Source organism: Pirellulales bacterium (assembly GCA_036499395.1).
Taxonomy (GTDB): Bacteria; Planctomycetota; Planctomycetia; order Pirellulales; family JACPPG01; genus JACPPG01.
Window position 1 is genome coordinate 17,153 of the sequence record DASYDW010000089.1, and the last position, 23,698, is coordinate 40,850.

General features: G+C 58.2%; 24 protein-coding genes. 7 read left to right on the forward strand and 17 right to left on the reverse strand.

Annotated features, from left to right (window positions below; all coding sequences use genetic code 11):
- Positions 1–50: 50 nt before the first annotated feature.
- Positions 51–437 carry a hypothetical protein gene (locus VGN12_16480; GenBank protein ID HEY4311049.1) on the forward strand — a complete coding sequence of 129 codons (387 nt, stop codon included), beginning with the start codon at positions 51–53 and terminating at the stop codon, positions 435–437.
- Here the strand turns inward: VGN12_16480 and VGN12_16485 are convergent.
- The 16 genes from VGN12_16485 to mobF form a co-directional block, all read right to left on the reverse strand.
- Positions 379–690, reverse strand: coding sequence for a hypothetical protein (locus VGN12_16485; GenBank protein HEY4311050.1), 312 nt, complete (start codon positions 688–690; stop codon positions 379–381). The genes VGN12_16480 and VGN12_16485 overlap by 59 nt on opposite strands.
- Entirely contained in the window at positions 690–1,694 is a 1,005-nt protein-coding gene (locus VGN12_16490; protein HEY4311051.1) for a hypothetical protein, read from the reverse strand. The genes VGN12_16485 and VGN12_16490 overlap by 1 nt, the downstream gene beginning before the upstream one ends.
- A gap of 106 nt (positions 1,695–1,800) precedes the next feature.
- Positions 1,801–2,463, reverse strand: coding sequence for a ParB N-terminal domain-containing protein (locus VGN12_16495; protein HEY4311052.1), 663 nt, complete (start codon positions 2,461–2,463; stop codon positions 1,801–1,803).
- Positions 2,464–2,562: 99 nt separating this feature from the next.
- Positions 2,563–2,778, reverse strand: coding sequence for a hypothetical protein (locus VGN12_16500; GenBank protein ID HEY4311053.1), 216 nt, complete (start codon positions 2,776–2,778; stop codon positions 2,563–2,565).
- Between the two features lie 31 nt (positions 2,779–2,809).
- On the reverse strand, positions 2,810–3,193 hold the full coding sequence (locus VGN12_16505) for a DUF1232 domain-containing protein (GenBank protein ID HEY4311054.1): 384 nt from the start codon (positions 3,191–3,193) through the stop codon (positions 2,810–2,812).
- A 514-nt stretch (positions 3,194–3,707) separates the two neighbouring features.
- Complete coding sequence (locus tag VGN12_16510) at positions 3,708–4,760, reverse strand: hypothetical protein (protein HEY4311055.1); 1,053 nt, start codon at positions 4,758–4,760, stop codon at positions 3,708–3,710.
- 178 nt (positions 4,761–4,938) lie between these two features.
- On the reverse strand, positions 4,939–5,376 hold the full coding sequence (locus VGN12_16515; GenBank protein HEY4311056.1) for a hypothetical protein: 438 nt from the start codon (positions 5,374–5,376) through the stop codon (positions 4,939–4,941).
- Between the two features lie 292 nt (positions 5,377–5,668).
- The gene (locus VGN12_16520) at positions 5,669–6,034 is read right to left on the reverse strand and encodes a hypothetical protein (GenBank protein HEY4311057.1); all 366 of its coding nucleotides are present in this window, start codon (positions 6,032–6,034) and stop codon (positions 5,669–5,671) included.
- Between the two features lie 110 nt (positions 6,035–6,144).
- On the reverse strand, positions 6,145–7,992 hold the full coding sequence (locus VGN12_16525; protein HEY4311058.1) for a hypothetical protein: 1,848 nt from the start codon (positions 7,990–7,992) through the stop codon (positions 6,145–6,147).
- A 34-nt stretch (positions 7,993–8,026) separates the two neighbouring features.
- Positions 8,027–8,290 (reverse strand): hypothetical protein, encoded by a 264-nt coding sequence (locus tag VGN12_16530; protein ID HEY4311059.1) that lies wholly within the window; start codon positions 8,288–8,290, stop codon positions 8,027–8,029.
- 47 nt (positions 8,291–8,337) lie between these two features.
- Positions 8,338–9,246: a tyrosine-type recombinase/integrase gene (locus VGN12_16535; protein ID HEY4311060.1), complete on the reverse strand. Its 909-nt coding sequence runs from the start codon at positions 9,244–9,246 to the stop codon at positions 8,338–8,340.
- Between the two features lie 155 nt (positions 9,247–9,401).
- Complete coding sequence (locus VGN12_16540) at positions 9,402–9,677, reverse strand: type II toxin-antitoxin system RelE/ParE family toxin (GenBank protein ID HEY4311061.1); 276 nt, start codon at positions 9,675–9,677, stop codon at positions 9,402–9,404.
- Positions 9,677–9,922, reverse strand: a complete 246-nt coding sequence (locus VGN12_16545) for a ribbon-helix-helix protein, CopG family (protein ID HEY4311062.1) — start codon at positions 9,920–9,922, stop codon at positions 9,677–9,679. Before VGN12_16545 ends, VGN12_16540 begins: the two co-directional genes overlap by 1 nt.
- A gap of 265 nt (positions 9,923–10,187) precedes the next feature.
- Entirely contained in the window at positions 10,188–13,493 is a 3,306-nt protein-coding gene (locus tag VGN12_16550) for a WD40 repeat domain-containing serine/threonine-protein kinase (GenBank protein ID HEY4311063.1), read from the reverse strand.
- Positions 13,480–14,088, reverse strand: a complete 609-nt coding sequence (locus VGN12_16555; GenBank protein ID HEY4311064.1) for a sigma-70 family RNA polymerase sigma factor — start codon at positions 14,086–14,088, stop codon at positions 13,480–13,482. Before VGN12_16555 ends, VGN12_16550 begins: the two co-directional genes overlap by 14 nt.
- A 1,036-nt stretch (positions 14,089–15,124) precedes the next feature.
- Complete coding sequence (gene mobF / locus VGN12_16560; GenBank protein ID HEY4311065.1) at positions 15,125–17,047, reverse strand: MobF family relaxase; 1,923 nt, start codon at positions 17,045–17,047, stop codon at positions 15,125–15,127.
- A gap of 389 nt (positions 17,048–17,436) precedes the next feature.
- Here mobF and VGN12_16565 point away from each other — a divergent pair, with 389 nt between their 5' ends.
- From VGN12_16565 to VGN12_16585, 5 genes are all read left to right on the forward strand, one after another.
- Positions 17,437–17,649 carry a hypothetical protein gene (locus tag VGN12_16565; GenBank protein HEY4311066.1) on the forward strand — a complete coding sequence of 71 codons (213 nt, stop codon included), beginning with the start codon at positions 17,437–17,439 and terminating at the stop codon, positions 17,647–17,649.
- Between the two features lie 69 nt (positions 17,650–17,718).
- Positions 17,719–18,030, forward strand: coding sequence for a hypothetical protein (locus tag VGN12_16570; GenBank protein HEY4311067.1), 312 nt, complete (start codon positions 17,719–17,721; stop codon positions 18,028–18,030).
- A gap of 1,005 nt (positions 18,031–19,035) precedes the next feature.
- Positions 19,036–19,563, forward strand: a complete 528-nt coding sequence (locus tag VGN12_16575; GenBank protein ID HEY4311068.1) for a sigma-70 family RNA polymerase sigma factor — start codon at positions 19,036–19,038, stop codon at positions 19,561–19,563.
- Positions 19,560–20,504 (forward strand): hypothetical protein, encoded by a 945-nt coding sequence (locus VGN12_16580; protein HEY4311069.1) that lies wholly within the window; start codon positions 19,560–19,562, stop codon positions 20,502–20,504. Before VGN12_16575 ends, VGN12_16580 begins: the two co-directional genes overlap by 4 nt.
- Positions 20,505–20,588: 84 nt before the next feature.
- Complete coding sequence (locus VGN12_16585) at positions 20,589–22,565, forward strand: GDSL-type esterase/lipase family protein (protein ID HEY4311070.1); 1,977 nt, start codon at positions 20,589–20,591, stop codon at positions 22,563–22,565.
- Positions 22,566–22,673: 108 nt separating this feature from the next.
- On the opposite strand, the gene VGN12_16590 is transcribed toward VGN12_16585, so the two are convergent.
- Positions 22,674–22,901, reverse strand: coding sequence for a hypothetical protein (locus tag VGN12_16590; GenBank protein ID HEY4311071.1), 228 nt, complete (start codon positions 22,899–22,901; stop codon positions 22,674–22,676).
- A 313-nt stretch (positions 22,902–23,214) separates the two neighbouring features.
- On the opposite strand from VGN12_16590, the gene VGN12_16595 reads away from it, so the two are divergent.
- A complete protein-coding gene (locus VGN12_16595; protein HEY4311072.1) occupies positions 23,215–23,415 on the forward strand; it encodes a hypothetical protein in 201 nt (66 codons plus the stop codon).
- Positions 23,416–23,698: the final 283 nt, after the last annotated feature.

A 23,698-nucleotide genomic window follows, 5' to 3' on the forward strand; every position in this document is an offset into this window, starting at 1 on the left:
CTCGAAAGCCAAAATGCTACGCCGGTGCTACGGCGTGAAGGAAAACGGCCATGAGAATTGCCGTTCTGCTGGTGGTGCTACTGGCGGCTCTTTCCGCCGGTTCCCGGGCCGATGATCGGCTGGCGGCTGAGTTTGCACGTCGTCACCCGGACGTGCGGAAGTTCAACCCGGCCGTGGAAGCGATCCGGCGGGAAGTGAAGGCCGGGCAACTGAAGCCCAAAGAGGGCAAGGCCATTCTCGCGGCCATGAACGCGGGCCAGCAAGCAAGCGGATCACAGCAGCCCAACCCGGAACAGGCACGGCGGGCCTACCGCATGGCACGGGCCGCGCGCAGGCGGGCGGGGGTCGCGGCCGACGATGCGGCGGGGGTCTCGTTCGCTAATGCGCAACAGGCGGCCTGGCAGGCGAATGTCGCGCGGTACGTGGCCCACTATTGAGCGCCACGATGATCGTGTTCATGGCCTTTTCCAGGGCCTCTGGGTTCCGCCGGAAGTAAGTCTGAATCTCGGCCCGGCTCCAGGCCAGTTTGCCCAGGATCAACGACAGGCGGGGGCGGGGGAACTCATCACGGCCTCTGAGCCGTTCGTTTTGTCCGGCCATCAGCAGTTGATCGACTTCGATGCCCAGCAGCCGGGCCAGGGTTGGCGCGTCTACGGGGTCCGGCAAATCTTCGAGGCGGATGCGGGCCATTACTTCCTCCGGCGCTGTTGCTGCCGGCCCTGAAGCAACCGCTGACGCCGGGCTCGGTTCTGGTCGCGTCGCTCGTTCACCGGCAGGCCATCGCGGTTCAGCCGGTCGCGGCCCATGCCGGACCAGCGGCCCTGCTGCAGATCGTTCAAGAAATGCGGGAAATCAGCGACCGGGCCCTGATCTTTGCCGACCAGCTTTTCGAGCAGGCCGACCAGCTTCACGACCGGCCGAGCGATGAAGTTCAGGCCCCGGCCCACTTCGACCAGCGGGATGGCAACAACGTTGACGGCCGACGCGACCGCAGCACGTGTCTCGGCGAACTCGCGCTCGAACTTGCCCATCTCTCCGGCCAAAGCTGCGGTGCTGTTTTCGGTGCGCTGGCCGACCTCTTGGGAGGCCCGGACGCGCTGATAATCCAGTTGCCCGAACGCGGCATTGATTCGGCCGTTGAACTGCCTCAGGTACTCTTGGCCGTTTAATTGCAGGTTGGCGAAGCCCTTCATTGAACGGGGCAGATTGCTCAACCCGGCGCCGGCGGCCAGCGCACCTACAGTCAACTGGCTCATGGCCCTGTTCATGTCCTTCAGGCGGTCCTCTTCCTCTTTCCGCTCGCGGTTGTTCCGTTCCCCCTGCATCAAGCCGGCGTAGTCGACCTTGCCTCCGAGCAGGTCCCCAAAGTTGCCGGCGGCCAGCTTGGCGAATCCTCCCGGTGGCCGATCGTCAGGCCCGGGCGGCGCTGTCGGCGCACCGAACGCGCTAGGCCGCATCGCACTGCGCACGGCACTGGCCGGGTTTGCCACGAACTGAGCCAGGCGGCTGAGTCCGCCACGCGGTTGGTCAGCGAAGCGTGTGCCGGCGATTTGTGGGGGCTGCTGGCGGGGCTGAGCGCGATCGAACAGGCCGGTCATGAAGTCCTTGAAGCCGGCGCTCTCCGCTTCAGCGACGCCTTGCTTGGCGCCCTGCGCAACTGCCGCGCGTGTGCCCATGCCGGCGAGGGCCTTCAAGCCGGTCCCGAACGTTCGCGCGCCTCCGGCTAGTGCTCCGGCGGTCCCGGCGGCCTCGACTAGGCCTGGCAAAATGGCGAGTAGTGCGGGCAGCATGTCAGGTCCTTTAAGCGATTTGAAGCCAGCGTGTGCCGTCGGAAACCAGGATGCAGCTATGCAGCGTGGCGATGGTCAGGCTGCTGGCCCCGGTGCCGCTGTTCAAGGGGTAGATGTCAGAGCCGCTGTCAGCCGCGATCACGCAATTCCCGGTGCCTAGGTTTTTTAGGAAAACCAGCTTAAAAGCATCGGGGCCGGGCAGTTTCGGCGCTGTTGAAGTACCTGAGGCAACAACGAACGAACTGGTGATGTTCGTGCTACCCGTGGCCGCGATGGGCTGCGGGGTGACGGAAAGCGTAGCGGCTTCGGCCGCTGTCCAACCGGTAGCTTCAATCAGATCAGCTATTGCCCGCGCTAACGCCAGCGGCGACAGGGCTTCTCGTTGTGTATTACAGATAAGCGCCTTTTGCAGCGCCTCCCCGTTGCCAGGAGGCTTATCGAGGACGCGCGCCTCGATCGTTTCAAGACCAAGTGATACCGTCGCGTCAAATCTGCGGTGACCGTCGACCAGATGGAACCAGTCGTCGTCCTGCCAGACGATCACCGGCATCAGCTGGCCGTCTTTCAGCGTCGCGACGAGACCGGCAGCTCTGCTGGGGTCAGCGTTGTCGCGAATGTCCGTTCCGCGTTTTATCTTGCTTATTGGGATACGTTGGATCGGGCCCAGCGTCATGACTCTCCTCCGCTAAAAGGTGCGAAACATTGTTTCCGCCCGAAATTCGATGGAGAACACTGAAATGAATGGATTATCAATACCCTTGCCAACTTGTCCTCAAATGAAGAATTCTTTTATCAGGTGCTGGACTTGTCGTGCTTCGTCAGTCGTCAGCTGATCGAGCGATTCCCTGTGGAACAGCTGTTGCGCAAATTTTAGCGCCTGCTCGTTGCGATCGATCGGCGACATCTGCGATACTTTCAATTTGCGGGCGCCAAGTACGATTGCGCCAAGGACGCCAAGTCCCACCACCGCCAACGCACTGGCCAACATCCCGAGTCTCCCTTGGCTATTCGCGGGCACGTTAGCTGGCCCGGCCTCGCACCGTGATCGTCCTCTGCTGCTGGCCGGACGATGTCCGTGCTGCCACTTCTTCTGCTGCCCATTGCCGCGCTCGGGCGTGTGCTCTTGCCTCTCGTCCTGTTTTGATCGCCGTAATTAACGACGCTATCCCCATGAAAAGCGCCAACAAATCATCGGGTAGACCAAAAGGACCCAAAATGATTTCTGGCAACACGTCGACGGGCGACAAGACGTAGGCACCACACGTCCCTGCAAATAGCCAGGCGACAAGCTGCAGAAGCAGATCGCGCACCGGACTGTGCGGCAGGCTGGCCAAAACGAGCAAAGCGACAAACCCACACGTAATGCAAATCAATAGGACGCTGATCATTCCAAAGAACGTCATGTGTCACCTAGCCAATGAAAAAGTTCCTTGCTCAACGATGCGGCTGCGCCCGTCGAACCGGACGCAGCCGCACGGCACACTGACTCTTCAACGCTTGGGTCTCCCAACAAAGAGCACGTAAACGATCGCTGTCCACACGCACTGCAGGATTGCAACTAAAGGATTCTGAGACATATCGAGCCTCCTTTCCGGGGTTTTCAAAAAGATCGCTTTCTAACGCACGAAATCCCTCGGCGGCCGAGGGCAATAATCACCCAGCCGCGACGGTCATGCGGGTCACGCGCCGCCGCCCGCAATGATTTCACCGACAACCTCTACAGCTACCTCGGCAACCACGTCCGCAGCCGCTTGAACCAGCACGGCGATCAAGAACGTAAACATCGTGAATCTCCTTTCAACACCTGATTGACGTAACTGTCGTTCCGCCCCACGGCGGACAAACGCACAGACCTCCTGAAACTTCTCTGTTCCACCAAAATGCTCAACCCGTTTTCCCAACCTGGCCAGACAGAGTTCAATTCGCAGACGGCAATGGCGGCCATTCGGCTGCATAGCTTAGAAATTGACCTCCCAGCTCTTGCAGCCCGCGCCGTACCTTGAAAGGCTGGCCATGCGCGGCGTGTGTCAGCCGGTTGTGGACCTCGTACACAGTCCAGCGCGTCAGTGCCGGAGGTGCGCTCGCGTCACGTTGCCGGACCATTTCCTGGAGTCCGCGGCGTTCCTCTGCTGATATTCCCAATACTGCGTCGGGATCTCCGCCCCTGGGCAACACGTAATTAACGCGTCGCCACACGTTCGTGAACGCCACATCAGGAACCGGCCGGTCGAAGGTCACCCTGTACAACTTGCCGACAGAAGCCAGCTCGCCACAGAGCGCTGTCACCTCTCGTAGAAACGCCCTTTGACATCCGGCAGGCGTCATGCGGGGATCGCTAGGCCAGCGGGCGACTCCAAGATCGTCGGTCATCATTGCGCCATTCGTGCAAACCAGCCGATAAGAATAGGCCGACGCTTTCAACTGGCGGTCGCCGCTCTCGCTGTTCGTGACGGCAATTCCGATTTCCACGGTATCGCCCACGACCGGTTCGACCATTAGGCCCGGGCGGACCAACTCAACATCGACCCCAGCGTAGGACACAGATGCTCTGCGAAATTCGAACTGATGCTCTTTCCACAATTCCCGCAGAACAACCATCGTGTTCGCCGGGCGATAACGAGACCGCCGATCATTTACCAGTCCGATCGCAACGTCGCCGATGCTGCATACGGTGATGGGCGCAGTCGTTTCAGCCTGCCTCCTCCGGAAATTCTCGATAAAGAGCTCCGGGGAAATGCGGTAGGCGTACGTCTTAGGCATTCCAATAAAATTTGCGCTGCTTTCCAGAAAATCACGCGTCAGTTGAAACGCGCCGCTCGGCGTCTGGACCGTCCCGTCGGCGGACAGCCGAATCATTTCCAAAGTTGTCTGCTCATGCCGGACGCAATAAGTCGTCGCCAACTCCTCCATTAGCTCGTCGAAGTTTTTTGGACTGGTCGATCTGTCGAGAACTAAATTTTCTGGAAGCATTGGAGTTCTCCTCTTTTTGGACACTTCACGGCCTTGGAAATTCCCAGCTCGTCAATAATTCCGCGCGTCTGTGAGAGCGGAGCTCGCATCAAACTCTGCCTCGCGTTTCCGTTACACTATCGACGACGTCTCTCTCACCGCCTGCGCGCGTATTGTGAAACGGTGGTGGTTCCCCTTGCTAAGGAGTCTCTGGAACAATTCCTGCAGCAACGAGATAGGTATGTGTCATAGACCACGCACGCATGCCCATGTCGCTTAATCCCTGGATCGCATTGCCTTGGCCATTATCAAGAAAGAGGGGAGCGGGACCGCTGCAACCAAATAACGCTCCAAAGAAATGCTTTGCCACTTTGCACTGCCGCGTTATTGATGAAGGCGAGCAAGGAAGCATGAGCCTGTCTGTCCCACTCAAATTGCGCGTCGTAAGCATTCCAACAACATCTGCTAAAGAGCGTGCACCGTTTTTGAACGCCACGCCGACTTCGTGGTACAGAATCAGTACCTTGATGTATCGCCAAGCCTCGGGTCCGAGGCTCTCGACATGTTCAAACTGCGATCGACTATGCCGGCCCCGACCCTGATTGGATGCCGATTTGTCATTTTTCCGTGCGCCCATCTCCATGCTCCTATGGATTCCAAAACCGAATGTCCCAAGGTCCGCTCAAATCAAAACGACTTCTGTTCCCTATCCAGCGGGCTTCTGAACCGGAAGCCCGCCAACCTGCGAAACTTGCCTGCCAAGAATTCATCTCTGGCTTACGGATTCCCGCGCCGCATGCGTTTGCTTTGCGGGAATCGCATTTTTGGGAGGAAACCAGAGAACGTAAAATGCGCAACAAGTGCGCAGTCGCAGGCAGGGGCGTGCCAGTAACTGGGGTGCCTTAGAGGACCGGGAAGGCCGGTCGTGGCTAGCGAGATTTACCAATCGCCTTCTTGGCTTGCGCGACGGCGGCTATTTCGATACCCCGCACGAACTGCTTGGTTTCTTCGAGGCCTCCACTGAGCCCATACTCTCGGTAGGCATCATCCAGCATTTCGATCATCTCGCGGTGATCGGCCAGAGCCGGAAAGTGTGGTGGCTGTTGACCGATCGCTGCCGCGTAGGCCCTCTGAGCCAGGCACTCTTCCAGCATAAAGATGCTGCACACATCGACTTCCGACGCCCTTTCCGTCAGCAACCTTTCTCGGCGAAACACTTCAGGCTGGCTTGCCCGCATCTGGCCGAATGTGATGCGATCGCTCGGCAGTCGAATTGAACTGAGATCGACCGCCAAGGGCGGTCTCTGGTGTGCATCAGACAGACGGTTGCCTCCTCGACAACCGTTCAATGCCACACAACGGCCGTGTCGTCAAGCATCACTTGACCATCGTAGGCGCCAGGCGATTATTTGAAGAACTCCTCGATCAGCCACAGCCATGCGACTCCCTCATCCGTGAGGCCGCCTTTGCTGTTCTTCCCGCGGCCAATCAGAACACACCCCAGAGCCTTCTCAAGGTTCGCTATACGGATCAACAACATGCGCGCTTTGGCCTTGAGTTTCGTTTGGCTGCGTCCGGTGGTCTCTAAGTGTTCTCTGAACAGCGATTCGAGCTCCCGTGATCCTGTCGGCCCACGACCGCGTAGTATGCCGCCCACGATCAAAAAAGTCTCTAGTGTGATGCGGTCTGTCGCGTTCAACTTGGCAAATGCCGTTTGTGGCGACATGACGGCCGCAATGATACGGGCGATTCGCTCCCGAGTGACTCCCGTCGCGTCTTGAAGTGAATCTGCTAGAAACGGCAGCAAGCTTTTGCCGCCGTGCATAAGCGCCCGGCCAGCGAGCTCGGCCATTCTGTCGCTTTTTGTAGACAATCGCCGTATCAGCGACATGGCTCCGTCACGCATGAACACACCACATTCGGCAATCGCCATGATCAACTGTTCTGCCGAGGAGCCATCCTCGGCCGCATCGAGCATTTCCGCCAATATAGAAACCGCGTTCCCGCTCCGGGATCCAAGATTTCGAATAAGTTCAATACCTGTACCCCGCACAAGCGCATCACGATCGCTCAGCAATGTCCGCGTGACGAAAGGAAGCAACTCGTTATCCATATTGAGCAAAGCGCCCAAGGCGAAAGAGTGCGTTCGCATGTTGCCGGTGCGGAGTACTTCCACCAAGGGGAGAACAGCGGCCGCACCGATGTGGGACAGCGCGGCGCAGAGATTATCGCAAACACCAATGCTTTCCTCGTGACCGAGCCTGGCAACGATGGCCGAAACAGCGCGTTCGGCCTTTGGCCCCGCTAGCATGAGGCCATAGGCGGCGGTTCCTCTCATCGGTTCTTCGTGATCCAGCAGGAGAAGCTCCAGCCGCTGAATGACTGAGACGGGGAACTCGCCAAGCGCATGGAGTCCGTCGACTGCTCCGTGCACCAGTTGCCAGTTCGCAGACTCCGTTAAGACGAGAAGCGTGCTTATCCAACGGGAGCTGCCACGCGAGACGAGACCTAGGCTTTTCGCTGCATAACGCCGAACGGATAGGCGTTCACGCTCGTCGGTGGCCAGAAACGCGACATCGTCCTGCAACGGGGCCGCCGCGACTCCGAGTCGTCCAACAGCCTCGGCCATCAACAATCGCATTTCGGCGTCAGAGCCACGTATGATTTGCCTGACCTCGGGTAAAACGTCCGTCTTCCTGACACCCAGTCGTAATACAGCCTGCGCCACAAAAACCAGCGCGTGATCAGGAGTACGCGATTTTAGACTGGCCATCAGGATCGGAATACGATCCGGAGGAAATCTATCGGTAGTCGTAAGTGCGGAAGCGGCCATTACCTGTTCGCTCTCGTTGCCCTTTTCCAGGAGCAACTCCAAAGCGGGAATGACCTCGGTCGGTATGCTGTCGAGTCCAACGAGAGCAGAGCACGCGTGGAAGCGCGCGTTCACGTTGCCGGTTATTATTGCGGCACTCAAGACGGCAGCAGCGCGGGCTGTCCACTCCTGCGCCGGCCCAGCATTCAGAGACACGGATCGCAGAATGTTGATCGTGAGCACCGCGGCACAGATTTGCATTGCGCAATCATGATCATCAAGTAGTGGGGTAAGCGTAGGAAGAAAGTGGATGCCAAGCAGTGACGCCTCGTGGTCCAACTGCGGCAGGACCTGGAACGCTAAGTCAGGATCATGGAGAGCTTGCCGAAAGCGAAGGGCAAGCGTCTCGGCTTGCTCTCGGCGGCGCGTGTCTAGGTCCATATATGAAGAGGACGGTCCCGCTGACGTGGATTAGCTATTCACCCACCAACAGATTCAAAGAGGAATCGCAAATTCCGGAGTCGATCAATAGCTCAAAGGGATCAATGTGCAGTGAGTCGCCATACTGCGCCACCGCGTCCTGCACCGCTTGCAGCGCCGATGCGGGCGTCAAGGGGCCTCTGACGAATGCAGCGCATACTTCTAGCCAGGCGACATCCTTGGTCGTGAGTAAATAGTCGTCCGGTAATCTCTCGATCACGTACCCGGGCAATTCCTGAGCAGGCACAAAGTCAATCATAGTGAACGCTCCTTTCGGCACCATGCCGCTCGGCAATCCTGGGGACTTTACACCGAAATCCGTTCCACGATGTTCCTGGTCACCTGTTTTTGCCGGCGGTCATAGAGCTTGGTGACACGGCTGTCGCTGTGGCCGAGCAGATATTGCACGTCTTCAAGTGCCACTCCTTGCAGCAGCAAGTCCGTGGCGGCGCACGATCGGAACGAGTGCGGCGACATGATTGTCGGTAAGCCCGCAGCCTTTAGTCGCCGCTTCACCAGTCGGCAGATATCCACGCCGCTAATTGGGCGCTCGGATAGTATCCCCCTCCGCCCGCCGGACGTCCGAAACAGTGGTGCATCTTTGGGCTGATCCGGCAATGCGGCCGCCGCTATGTAGGATTGTAAAAACTCTTGGAGATCGGAGCGTACGGGGATGGAGCGGGCTTTGCCTCCTTTCTCAGCGAATCTCAGGACGAATTGCGTACCTTCATCGGCAAAATCCTTGATGCGAAGCTTAGCCACGGCGCCGGCGCGCGCAGCGGTATAGATGAGCATACCAATCAGGGCGCGATCGCGCAGGTCGACGACGGACTTAATCTTGATCGATGTAAGTAACCGGCGGGCCTGGTCGACGGTGATCTCTGGCGTCCGCCCTTCAATGGCTGAGAAACGTTCCATGCGTACGGATAAGGCCGGATTGAGCACAATGACGTGACGTTCCACCAGCACATTAAGGAACGCCCGGATCCCCGACAGATACAACTTCTTGCTGGGCACACTCATCGCCAGCTCGTCGAAATACTGTCCGACCATGCCCGGAGTAATCCGCACGAGATCGACCTGGCGGCACTCGACCCACCGTAAGAAGTCACGGACCGCATGCAAATACGCGCGACGCGTGTACGCATTGCGAATCCGGCCAATAAAGAACTCTTCCCAGGCAAATTGCGCGGCTGCCCCGGCATCCGCGATCATCTTTGGCACGTTCGCCGTAGCAGTTCTGTCTGCAGCAACTATCAGGGCATTCTCAAAAGCTTTCTGCATAGACGGCGCTCAAGTGTCCGTCGGCGGCTTCGTCGCCGTGTGACCTGTGCGGGAAGCTTTTTGCCATTCTCGCTCATTCTTCTCGGTCATAGGCGCTCTCGCTTGTCGTGAAATACGCGCAGTATCTGGACTTCCGCGTCCGTCACGCGATAGACGACAATGAAGGGTAAGCCCGGAATCACCAGCTCGCGCGTGATCGGCACCGTGCCTATCCGGCCGGAATGCGGGAACGCCTCAAGACGCTGCACGGCCACATCGATGCGCCGCGCCAGGTCATTGGCGACTGCCGGATTATCGTCGCGGATTCGACGCAGAGACGAGAGTAGAGTTGCGCGACCACTTGCTATCCAGCGAAGACGCATCAGCGGAATTCGTTGAACATTGCCCGGACGTCTTTATCCGTTGCGAACTTGTCGGCGTCGGCTTCCGCAAGCGCGCGCTCGATCTCTTCGACCTGCCAACGCTGTAAGGCGATGTATTCCGACACCGCCTGCTTAATCAGATAACTCCGGTCGCGGTCTTTTGCTTCCGCAAGCTTATCGAGGAAGGCAACGTCTTCTGCGCTCAGTCGACAGGTTACGTTGACCTTTTCTGTGACCTTCTCCATAGCACCTCCATCTTGTTTCACTCTATGAGGCTACTACGGACTGCATCTCAGCGCAAGCGAATACTGCGCAATCACGGTGGCACCTTTGCAGCAAATAATTCCCTTTATTTGTCACTGGTGCGAATGCTGCAAATAATTCGCACTTGCAGTCGTCACGCAATGCAGATGGGCTCAGCCAGAATGCCCTAACCAAGCAAGTAAGAGCTTAAATGTTGGCATCCATGTGTTGCCGTGTCAGCTATCGGAAATGGGCAGCATCTCCGCATCAAGGTGTAGATATCGTACTTAAAACGCTCTTGGCGGGGCGAGCCGCTTCGAGACGGTGGATTCGCAACCCGTACCGCCCATTCTGCTCGATGCCAAGGACCAAGGTCTCTCCGCTTGGGATCAGCGCCATGGAAACAACTCGAATTTGTTCGTCACCTATGCATAACAGCTCTGCGCCGGTGCGTAAGTCCCAAAACCGTACCGTATTATCCATGCTATGGCTGAGAATAGTTGTGCTATCTGGTGCAAAGCACAAGTCGACAACGGCGCCGGTATGCCCAACGCACTTGATCGGAGGACCGATATCATCCAAATCCCATACATAGGCCACCCGATCGTCCGCTCCCACGGCGATATAGCGACCGTCGGATGACGCGCACGCCGTGCAAATCGCTTCAGTTACGCCCCGCAATATGAACAAGGGCGGCCCATCGAAAGTGGCGCGCAAAGCGCAGGCACGGTCAGAGTCCATGTCAAGCCATAGATCGCCATGCTTGGTGCGGAACATACCGTGCAAGCTTCGCCGCTCATCTAGACTGTCGGCCAATAACTCGCCAGTGATCGCCCGCGCGTTGTGGTCGACAAGTCTGAGCTCACGTAGTGAACGGTACGCAAGCATTGTCTTGCCGTCCGGCGAGTACCGGATCATAGGCAGACTTCCCAAGAGTTGCGGATATTCCTTGATCACTCGTCCGTCCGACGGTGCGCGCGTTCGGATTGTGGAATTGCCCTCGTAAAGCGCGATCTCTTGCCCGTCCGGTGTGAACGCCAATGGCAATGCGCCGTCACGGAAAAAATAGTCTGGGTAGAGGTGTGTATGAAGCTCGCTTTCAATTTGCCACAGTTGTGTGAAAGTACGGGCATCAAACATGGTGACTCTTCCACTGCCGCGAACCGGACCATCCAGTGCCACGAACCATTGGCCGCACGGCGAAAAGCTTGTAAATCTTACTGGCTCAAGGAATGGAATGTCGTGGGAGTGTGCATTGCCAGCTGGCCAAATTCTCACTTGTCCGTCGCTGCCGGCGGAGGCGAGTAACTGCCCGTCTGGGGAAAAATCGAGCGAGTTCACTCGGCCCGAGTGTCCGAGCGTTCTTCGTCGCGCCATCTGACGATCGGGCGCGAGGGCACCTAGTTCGAGGATTTCAACGACTCCATCACGAAGGCCGACGGCCAACGTGCCCGATTTCTGGCAGAATCGAATTGCATTAGGAACGTCGGTACAGGAAATATCAAGTTGCCGTTTTACGTCATCAATCTGGTAGATATACAGAGACGACGACTTTTCGGCGCTCCTCTTGTCCACGACATGTCCCGGAGCGATCGGTAGATGCCGCGCCATTCCACTGCCACCCTGCCCCGCAGTGCGCGTGTGCCTGCACGATTCCACGTCGATCCAATACACATCACCCGGTGGCCCGCACGCCAACAACGCGCCCCGCTCCGCGACATATTCCAGAGACGACACATTAAGAAGGGCAGGATAACCGGGCGATGGCGTCTCAAGAGTTTCGGTCGCTCGGCGCTCGGCCGAATCAAGATCGACGATCCACACTTTCGCCCCGTCCCCTCCAACGGCCAGCCGCCGGGATTCACCAACCCAAGCCAGCGCACGCACGCGGCCATCAAGAACTCGCTCGTCGAAAAGAATCACGTGGTCATCCATCCTGTAAACCACGACTCGACCGTCGCCGAACCCTATCGCTAGTAATGAACCGTCCACAGAGAACTCCGCCTCCGACGTGATGAAGTAACCACCGCGGCGCATTTCGCGCTGTAGTGTCCATGTAGCCGTGTCCCATATTGCGATTCGTCCGTCTACTTCCACGGATACCAGGATCGAATCACGAGGCGAAAATCTGACGCTGCGAACGCTGTCCTCCGAAACTGCCAGCGTGTGCAAATCCTCATGTACCGCTGCCCGCAACCACCGACCTTCAATGCCATTGCGAGACATCGCCTCGGACAATTGTTGCGATCGTTCAAGATGCTCAATCAGTTCTCGTCGCTTGCCGTTGCGATGCGCCTCGGCAGCGCGTTGAATGCTGGCCACGTATGCGCGTTGCCGTTCGGTGTCCTCAGCGACGACTTTGGCGGTTTCGGCGGCCGAGATTCGCGCAGTTGCCGACTGTCGATCGCTCAGCCACGCGCCGGCAACGAGGGAAAGCAGTAATAATCCACAGACAATTGTGCCCGCCAATGCAGCGAACGCCGGCCTGCGCCACGCGAACTTCACGGCTCGTTGTAGTATCGATGCAGGCCGGGCATGTATTGGCTCACCGCGGAGAAACCGTCCCAAATCAGCGGCCAGCGCGCTAGCGCTCGCATATCGATCACCGGGTGATTTTTCCAGGCACTTGAAAACTACCGTTTCCAGATCGCGCGGGACATTATTGACTCGCCGCCGGAGCGACTCCGGTTCACTCTCACGAATTTGGCCACGCACCTCCTCTGAAGTCTTGCCATCGAAAGGCCGTCGACCGTTAATCATTTCGTACAGGATGACGCCCAATGAAAAGACGTCCGAGGCGGGGCCTACCTCACTGTTCTGCCCGGCAGCCTGCTCGGGCGACATGTAGTGATCGGTTCCCAAAACAACGCACGTGGCGGTCAATGCTGACGCCTCTCCGTTTGCTGGCCAGTGCGCCAGACCAAAATCCGTGACAACCGGCATTAACACCGATTCGTCGGCGCCGACACTAGGACGCAGCAAGACATTGCTTGGCTTCAAGTCGCGATGGACCACGCCATGCGAATGCGCGTAATCCACGGCCAGGGCCACGTCGCGCATCATAGACGCCGCGACAGGCGGCGGCACGCGTTGCTGCTTTGCCAACCATTGCTCCAGAGTTGGCCCATCGATCAGCTCCAAGACCATGAACCAGGCGAGCTCCAGGTTCCCGGTCTCGTACACTTCCACGATGCCCGGATGGCTCAGCAAAGCAACGGTTTTGGGCTCTTTGACGAAACGTTTGCTCAATACCGGGTCCATTAAAACGCCTGGCCAGGCCACCTTGAGCGCTACGCGGCGGCCTAACCGTGTGTCGAGTGCGCGGAACACCGCTCCATACGCGCCACTCCCCAACAGCGATTCCAGTTCGAAATGCCCGATCCGCCGCGTCGTCTCAAGGTTCAGATCGACCGCATTCGCGCGTCCCATGACGCGTTCCTGACGTAGGCGCGTGAGCCATATCATCAGCGCGTACGATTCCGAACCATCGCCCGACGCCAGGGCGTCCGACAGGCTCGACCCGAGTGGGTCGATCGATGGATCGGCCGCGCGGTTGGAGTCAATTCTGGTCATCGGCTTCAAACAACTCCTTAAGTCGGCGTATTGCTCGACGGTAGGCGACCCGCGCCGCGTCCTCGCTCCGTTCCGTCAAACGACCGATTTCCACAAAGCGGCGATCCTCGACGGCGCGCAGCCGAATCACGAACTGCTCGTTGACGTCGAGTCCCTCGAATATCGATTGTGCGCGGTGGGCTTCTTGTCTCCTTTGGAGTACGTCACTAACCGATTCACCATGCCGGGCCAATCGATCGCGCAGCAACCAGCCGATTTGCTCGCGGCGGGCCGCGTCATTGCGGTGCAGATAATTGCGAATCCACTGTTTGCGTCGCCGATGCAGGATCAGAAACGACCACTGCTTAAACTCCGCAAATGTACCGCGGTTGAATCGCGAAAATTTCTCAGCAACGGCGGTCAGGGTGTCCTGGACCAGGTCGGACAGGCCGTGTGACGGCCCCGGCGGGCGCATCGTCTGTCGACTGTGCATGTCGGCCCACAGGCACTCCGAAAGCAACTTCAGCAGGCTGGCCCTTGCGACTTTGCAGCCGTCGCGCGCCGCCAGGACAAGTTCGTCCAACTCGGCGATCGTAAATTGCGGCGAGGTTTGCACGGGCGTGGCTCCGGTGGCGATGCGAGACCAGTATGGAGTCGCACCCAGCACGTTTCAATTGCGATCGACAAATACTTGCGAGAAAGCAAGTTGCGTAATTTTGTGTTCGGTTTTTCGATTTTGCGCCTGGGGAGAATTTGCCGTGTTTCCGAACGGGCGTCCATCATGCGCGCTCTCGGTAGGCGGCGCGTTTTTTTGCAGTTTTTCGTTTAAATCCTGTTCGCTTTCAGCAGTTCGCGGATTGAAGGGGTAGCCAAATGCGACTGACCTCACAGCGCGAGGCTATCGCAATTGCCCATTACAGGCTCGGCATTCTCCACTAATTCGCAGCTAATGAGCTAATCCTCTCTTTCTACCGTGCCTGCTGGCGAGCGCCTTCATGCCACGGTATCTGTCAGCCGGCGAACACTAGCGGCGCGTTCTCCAGTGCCCTTGCGCACCGGCCAAAAAGGAGCATCGTCTCTACACTCACACTCAACCCTGAGATCTCATGCGCACACTCAACTTCTTAACGCTCGCACTCGTTCCGGCCGCCGCACTATTTGGCACTTCAGACACCGTCCACGCCGGCACTTACAATATTACAACCGTAGCCACGTCCGACGCTTTCGGAGGGCTTGGGCTCTCGACTCCGTCGATCAACAATGCTGGCACCGTTGCGTTTGTGGATAGTGCGAACGGCGTATTGGAGCTTGGCAATGGTGGTCCGTTAACGACTGTCGTAGCCTCGTCAACGTACTTCGGGGTATACGGTGCCGGCACCTCTGGCGCGGCGCCGTCCATTAACGATACTAATTTAGTGGCGTTTTGGGCTCGCACGCTGCCACCCCTCTCGGCGCCAAACACGTCGGGCATTGTGACCGGCGCAGGCGCTCCGCTAACCACCATCGTGTCGGGCGGAGCTCCCGTCGGGTCATCCACGTTCGCTGATTATTCGCACGCGCCAATGATCAGCGATTCGGGCGCGGTCGTCTATTCAGCCTTCCATAATGATGGGCCTGGTGCAGGAGTCTACTACTACAACAACGGCGCGATTTCAACCCTGGCGTCCAGTAGCGTGCTTTTGGACGGAAACGTAGCCGACCCGGCGATCAGCCAAAACGGCATAGTTGCCTACGAGTGGCCCACCACCGACTCCAACGGACACAAGATCGGTGACAGCTTGTACACGGTCGTCAAAGGAGTGACTACGCAAGTGGCTTCCACCAGCGGCGTAGCCTTCTCCAATGCGGTGCTCGCTCAGGGCCTGGATCGCCGCCCGATATTCGCGACGCTCCTGCCGCTGGATCTGATTAACCTCTGCCGGCGTAATCCCCGCCTCGGTCTCAAGCATCCGCAGCACATCACCACGCGCGACTGAGCCATGTTGATAGCGATCGCCCGAGAGCAAGACGCGGGCGTCAATCCGATCGGCCAGGTCGAACACCTTGGCCGTTGTTCGAGAATCCATGAGCCCCGCTTCGTCGATCCAAATGAGTTGTCCGGAACATTGTTGTTGCAGCTTGTCATTCACGAGCAAGGTAGCCACCGTTTCGGCGTCCTTGAAACCATCGTTTCGCAATACAATGCGGCTCGCATCGGTCGATGGGGCAAAGGCAAAGACCTTTGTTCCGCTCTCCTCGATGGCGCGAGCCGCCTCGGACATGAGCCGCGTCTTGCCGACGCCCGCCGCGCCCCGCAGGATCATCAGCCGATCGCGGGATTCGACGACATGCTTTACGGCCCCCTTCTGCTCGGGAGTTAACGCCTCGTCGTGAAAGTCGTCAAATGGACGCACGAACGGGTTACACGTGCCCCTGCCTTCACGGGCAAACTCGGTAATCCGCTGTTCCTCGGCCAGCACCTCGCGGGTAGTCACCATCCGCCGGCCGCGCAGCTCGCCGGTAATGATGCCGCTTTGATCAGCCGCGCGCTCGACTTCCTCGACCGTCGCCTGGCCGACCGAGTGCTTGAGCGCCGTGGCCAGGAAATGTCGCTCAGGTACGACGCTTTTTCTGGCGAATACGTGGCCGGTCGCATAGTCGATCGCCCGCGCTGAAGCGCTGGGGTCGGTCGGCTCAGCGTCATCACCGAGCCTTTCCGCCAGTGTGTGGAGCGCGGCGCGTTCATTTTCGGTCATCTGGTCGTGCCAGATTTGTTGCAGCTCCTCAAACTTGAGGTCCTTCTGCTTATGCTCGCGGGTCTTGCCCCCGAGTTCGGCCTTCAGCTCCGGATCGCTGATTCCTTTTTCCTTAGCCAGCTTTTCAATCTGCTGCGTCCGCCGCGAGAACTTTTCCACGAGGTCGCGGTCGACGCCCCCCAGCTCCCAGCCCTTGGCCGTTCGCTCGATCGGCAGGCCCATCTCCCCCAGCCGGTGCGCAAACCGTGAATGAAACACCGCCTCGAAATAAGGTGCATCCCGCTTGAGTTCGCGGAACTGGCCCGCCTTCCAGCGTTGTTCTTCCGTGTCGAACGTCGTGTTGAAAACGTAGCAGTGCCCGTGCAGCAGCGGATCGGGGACACCGTCCACGGGCCGCGAGGTGAGATGGATATACTCGCCCCAAACCATGTTGCCCGTGGTCCGATTCTCGTTCTTGCCCCCACGGCGGACGCGCGTTGCCATTTCTTCTTCGATGTCGTGCATCGTGCCATCCATCGCGTCGCGGAAGGCGTCGATGATCCGTTCGTCGCGCGTCGTCGCATAGAGTAGCGAGACGGACTTCGGCACATGGAAGCCGAAATCATAGCCGATCGTGCGGTCATCTTTATTGCGAACCGTTAGCGGGTCGCCGGTCTGCGGATGCCGGTTGTCGCACAGCGCGTTCCAGTCGGATTGCTCAATGGTGCCGTCCAATTCCAGCAGGCGGGCGCCCTCGCCGCGCCACCGGCCGACCGTCTCTCGTCCCTCGGAATAATAATCTGCCGTCGAGAAGTAGCTTCTCGCGTGGTTGACGCTTCTGCTCTGAATGACCCTCAGCATGTTTCATTGTACGGCCCAGACCTTTGACATTTCGTTAACGCGGACCGCTGACAACGCGTGTCTCTGATTGGCACTGTCTGGCGTCAAATCAATCGGTTACGTGTCAGGTGCAACCAGGTGTCTCCTTCGATTTCAATCGCTTGAGTCCGCCCGCGCCCGCGGCCTTCTTGCTTGGCACTTACGAAGCGTCGCCGGTCCCGCAAGCAGAAAATTGCGGCCCCCTCCCCATCTTCCTGCGCTGGCGCTCTGTGCAGACGTGGCCCCTCCGAAAATTTCCACTTGGCAGGAACGCCTTTTCAAAAGGCTCCGGGTGGTCCGCTTCGTTTGTGGCGCCCGCAAGGCCGCGATGGGCGTGGCCTTAACACTCAACGAAACGAAGGAGAAAGACCATGACTGACACGAACACCAACGAAACCGCCGCCAGCAAAGCGCCGAGCCACGTCGCCTATCAGGTACGCGACCGCGAAGGTCGAAAGGCGTTCTGGACCCGTATCGGCTCTGCCTGGGCTCACCAAGACGGCAAGGGCTTCAATGTCCAGCTCGAATGCGTACCCCTCGACGGCCGCATCGTGCTCCGGATTGCCTCCGAGAAGAAGGAGTAGCTCACCGGCCGGGGCGGGCATGGACGCCCGCTCCGGTGTTTTTAACCCGACAAGGAAAGGAATCCGACTATGAGCAAGACCACACGAAGCCTCGTCGTCCGCGTTGGCCGACGACTTACCGCCGGCAAACTCTACCTGCGGCTCTATCACGGCCGCAAGGACCCCGACGAGGACATGGACGACTGGGGCTTCAATGGCCCGACTTTCGGTCCGTTGTCCGCCGTCGTCATGACCTACCTGACGACGGTCCGTATCTACGGCACGCGCCCGTGCGACGAACTCTGGCTCGACACCACGCGAGACATGGTGAAATGGCGAGGCAATTACTACGGCGACTTCGAGATATTTGTCGCCGAATCAACAAAGGGAGGCGGCCAATGAACGCAACCGCTTGCATCATTCCGCTGTTCGCCGCTCGAATGCACCGGCCCGCGTCCAACAAGCTGGGCAACCGTCCGCAGACGGTACGCCAAGCTGCCGCTGGCGCCGGACAACGCCATCCCCGTCCCCCCCTTACGAGCCTTTATCACAATTCACGAGCTGGCGAATATGGTGACCGAAGTTATCCAGGCAACTGCGGCGGCAACCTGATCAAGGACTTGCTGCTATATTTCCGGCCGGAGTGCCTGGTCTGCGACCCAATGGCTGGCTCCGGGACGTGCCGCGATGTGTGCGACGAACTGGGCATCACGTGCATGTCCTGGGACATCCACGACGGCTTCGATGCCTGCGATCCCGATGCTTTTGCGGCATGCGAGGCAGTCGACGTCATCTTGGCGCACCCGGCCTACTGGAGACAAAAGCTGTATTGTGTGGCGAAGAGCGTTATGTGGTGTCCGCCGAGATTGCCAGTGGGACGCGAGGTGACAGCCCAGAGTGGAAGCCACATAATTATCGGTGCAGCTTTCTGTGAGGGCGCACTTCCGAAGCTCTTCGGTCCTGGTCGAGGTAGCGGAACTGCTACGTGCTGCAAAATTGAAAACCGCCGATTTGACGGTGATGCGGGACTTTGAATTACGAGATGAGTTCTCAGAGCTCGTTGCCCGAAGATTCGCGGACGCCACGGCTTGCGGCGACGAGTGCTGCAAATCGAACAGTTTTCGCATCCGAGTTCAAATGCTATCACCCCACTTCTTTGTTATCTATCTTCATACTCAGACATCACTTACGGAAAGGTGGCAACACCCGGACTTCCTGTCGCTCTTCCCTTGTCCGCAGTCAAACCGTTGACCTTCTTGCCAGCCCACCAGCCAACCTGGCACACGCTCGACGTAACATTTTTCCTGGTGGTGTGTTGTATGGATTGGGAAGATTGGAGTTGCCGGGCATCAAGGCGCTGGTGACTCGGTCGCCTGGCGACGGCCGGCTTACTATTGAGGTCTTCGCTTGGATTCGTGGATCACGCACGCACTGCCGGGCGCGGTCGCCTACGCCGCCTCACTGCTGGGTAATCGCGAAAAGGCAGACGACATCGTGCAAGAGTGTGTTTGTCGTCTGTTACTGACTGCTGCGCGATACAACCTGCCGCGCGACGGACGTCGACTTTTGTTCCGATCGATCACCAATGCGTGTATGAATGCCATATCGCGCGAGCGTGGCGAAATGAGCCTTGATGAAGTCGGACGCGCCTCGACCGACGGCAAGTGGGAGTTGCAGGATGCAGCGGCCATGGTGCCTCCCGACCTCGCCATAGCGGAGGAAATGCGAAAACTCGTGCATCTCGGCCTGGCTGCGCTTCCCGTTCGGCAGCGATCAGCGATCGAACTATGGAGCTTCGGCTACAACACGCACGAGATTGCCGACATGCTGTCGCTTAGTGGAAGTAACGTGCGAGTGATAATCCATCGGGCACGTACAGCGATGGCCGAGTTTCTCCGCGCGCGAGGCGTGCAAGGCACCGAAGGTCAAGAATGAGCGGCGATGTTCCCAACGACGAGATTGCACGTTTGATTCGGGCAGCACTCGAAGCCGACGCGAAAGACGTCGATGTCCTGGGAATCGAATCGCGCGTTTGCGAACAACTGGCGCAACACGGAGGCGATTTCGTTGCACAGCAGAAATCCCGTTTCTTGGCAGCGCTCATCCGTCGAACTTCGTTGCGCGTGAGTCTCGCAGCAGCCTGTCTGCTCGTCATCGGGGGTGTCGCCAGTTATCTGCTATTTTCGGCCTCTCCGGTGCAGGCCTATGCACTTGTTCGCTCGGCGCAAGCGGCACTCAATACGAATACCGATCGCGAATACATAATCACGATCGAGCACGCCGCCGGACTGCCGATTCTGAGTTCGCTCGACGAGGCGCGGCTATGGACTAGAGGAGATCGGTACCGCGTCGAGTTCACTCGTGGCGATAACCACGTTTTATGGGGAAAAGACGAGCAACGACGGGTATGGGTCGTCTCCGCGGCGGACAAGGGCCTGTCTTTCGAATCGAAAGAGATCCCGCCCGAGGTTAACGCATTGCTGTCCTACTTGAGCCTCGATCTCAAGCACCTCACCGACCAGATTCTTCGGGATTGCGAGCTGACATTTTCTGAAGGAATGCAAAACCAGCGCAAGGGCGTGAAAACGATCGACGCCATCCCCAAGCAGAAGGGCAATATGGTGGAGTTTAGCGCCGCGCAAATTGACATCGACGAGTCCAACAAGGCGATTCGTCGCCTGGAACTTTCTCGCCGCGTCAATGGTACCGAACGCGGCCGGTGCCGGTTTGTCTTGATCAGTGAGGCACCTCAGACAGACGCCAGTTATCGGCTCGAATCCTACCTGGTAGATAACGCGACGGTTCTGGATAAGGCGGAGTACTACGACCGGATGGTCGAATTGTTCCGCATCATTCGAGAATTCCCTAAGAAGTAGCGACGAGGTTGCGGCACAGCAACTCTTTTGGCAACTGGCCACTATTGATCGACCATTGCTTGAGTCACCACTCGGAGAACGCCAATGCATTCCACCTTGAACTCAACACAACCTTTTTATCGCCATGCGCTTGATCGAGCCTTGCGCCCGGCGGTCTCAATTCTAGTGCCATTGATCATCATCACTTGCCCAGTGGCCGTGGATGCGGCCACTTTCCGGTTAGCGGTGATGGGTGACAGCATCAGCGCTGGCAGCGGCGTCTCGGGTGGTTCGCCCAATTGGGTGGCGCAACTCAATGCCACCGGCAAATTCTCCTTCCAGAACAAGGCGGTGGGAGGGGCAACTTCGACCGACGTCGTCAACAGCCAACTGCCGAGCGTCGAGACCCTCGCCTCGCAGAACAAGCTCGATGGCTCGGTGCTTATCATCGGCGGCAACGACGTCACCGGCAATTTGGACCAGATTCTCAGTGATCCTCAAGGCTTCGCTGACTCCTACACGGCCAACATCGAAACCGCTCTTGCGGGCGTTGCCGCCGCCGGTCCTTCCGTGCATCAGGTATTTGGCAATATCCCCGATATCACCGTCACGCCGCTCGTGCAATCCGAAGCGGCAAGCGCCGGAATCACGCCGGCGCAGTTGCAGCAGCTCAGTGCCGCCATTGCTCTGACCAATAGCGAGGCCGACGCTTACGCTTTGTCCCACGGCGTGCCAGTGCTCGATCTGTACTCATTGAGCCACGCTTTAACGGCGCCCTTCACGCTCGGAGGTCACACCTTCACCACCATTACAGCGCCCGATGACTATCATCCGGCAGTGTGGAGTCAGGGTCTGATCGCAAACATGGTCGACACGGTCTTTAACCTGAAGTGGGGGCTGTCGTTGCCCATCCTGTCCGATCAACAGATCGTCAAGAACGCCGGCTACACCCCTAACAATCTGACGACCTACTACAACATCCAACCCTACGTACTGCTCGCAGCGCCAGAACCTGCCACTTGGGCGATGGCGATAATCGCGGGCATTGGCCTGCTGTTATTTGCTAGGAAGGGATGCCCGCATCGCGACTACGGTCGTCACCTTGTCGTTCTGCTGGCCGTGATTGTCACTGCTGGCAGCGCGACGTCCGCCCACGCCGACATTTTACATGGAATCGGCGTCATGGGCGATAGTGGTTCCATCTCATCGCCATCGTACAAATGGCCTGCTCAATTGCAGACCAACCGAGGGCTGAACTTTGGCGGCAGTGGACTTCCCTACGATCATGCAGTCGGCGGCGCGACTTCTGCGACCCTTCTAAGCGGTGGTCAACAGACGAAGATGGCCGCAGATGTTACCGCTGGAAAGGTCACACTAGGAATTACCTTCGTCGGCAATGACGATTGGGGAACGTCCGCGGCATTGGCGATTGCGGCAGGAACAGCGACGCCAGCTCAGACCACGGCCTTCCAAAATTCGGTAGTCAACAATATCCAGACGGCCGTGAACACAGAGTTTGCCGCTGGCATACAAGGGATGCTGCTCGGCAGCGTAGAAGACGTGTCACTGACGCCGGAAGGGCAGTCGATCGGCGATCCCGACGCGATTGCCAGGGTGCAAGGGACCATCAGCAACATTAATTCGCAATTGCTGACGTACGCCCAGACAATGCACATTCCGTTCGTCGACTTTTATACGCTGGGAGACAATATCTACGCGACCGGCCAATTGAAAGTTGGTGGCGTCGCCATCGATTTGACTGATTCGGGATCTGACCCCCACGATTTTTGGATGGACGGCTTGCACCCCGGAATCGTGGGCAACGCCATCCTTGGCAATATGTGGATGGAAGCCATTAATATCGCCTATGGAACGCATTTGGCGCTGTACACAGATAAGCAGATCCTAGCCTTGGCAGGACTGAGCAGCTCGTATACGGGCGAGACCTTTTCGACCTCCTACAACCTTGCGAACTACATCCACTTCACACCGGTGCCAGAGCCATCGACATTCGTTCTCGGCGTCGCAGGTGTTGTCGGCCTGGGCTTTGTCACCCTGCGGAAGAAGTTTCGGCGGGCGTAGCATAGCACTGCCAAGTAACTCGTAATCCGACAAGCCCCGGTCGGCCCTCCGTTTTGGCTGGGTATTTTCGTCCCGCAAGCACTATTGCAGCGCGGCAGTGTCGTCCAGTCAATCCTTTGATGGCACTCCGAGAAAAGCGTGATGAGCACTCCCGGGGCTGTTCGCCAGGCCGAGCCCTTCAATGATGACAAGAAGCAGTGGGGCGAATTCCAGCAGCGTTCTCCGAGACAATCCGAGGTCGGCAGCGTGCGGGAGAAATTGAATGCGTTCATCGGCAAGCGGAGCGTTACGATGCCTGGCACGAACCGCCGGCAAACTGAAAAGCTGATCAAACATGGTCGAACCTCCCCAGAGGGTAGAGGAAATTTGGTTCGTCGATGGCAGAGGAGAAAATTGTGCGGCGCAACAAACAGTGCGCACGCCTGATTTACCGTGACCGCTCGTGGCAACACCATATAATCACGTTTGCCACACAATAAAGTTTATGTGGTGCGCCACATAAGCTTTATTTGACGACCCTCGCGACCTATAGCGGGCACCGGCGCTGCGTCGCTACGGCCAGTTCATCCGCAACTGCGCCAAGGCCCTGAATCCAAACGGCAAACTCGCCATCCTGATGGGGGACTATTGTGACCGTGAGGCAGGCTTTGTGCCACTGACCTATCACACCAAGCGGCTGGCCTTCGAGTGCGGTCTGAAGCAGACATGCACCGACATTATCCGCTTCAGCCATGGCGCATCGAGCAGCCGCAAGGTCTACCGTTCGTCATTTATCCCCGGCCTGCACGACGTGTGCATGGTTTTTGAGCAATCGAATTCAACTCAACAATGCTCCTCCTCGGGTAAATAGCATCCGCCGGTGGACCCGCGATCGCCAATTTTGCGCGGTCTCCGTAGCGGGCAGCCCTGTCGCAAGCTGTCGTCAGCCTCAAAGCCGCGCCGAAACGGCGCAGACAGACGGGTGATTCTGACCCATTTCGGACTGAAGCTAGAGTAGCGTTCCAAAGAAAAGTCAGGCTAGCTGAAACCTGAGTTGAATGACCAAACTGGAATGTTGGCAAACGCAACTACGTTGCAGACGTCTTCCCTTAGCAGTGCTAAGGAGGAATTTCACGGTGAAATTTGCATGACAG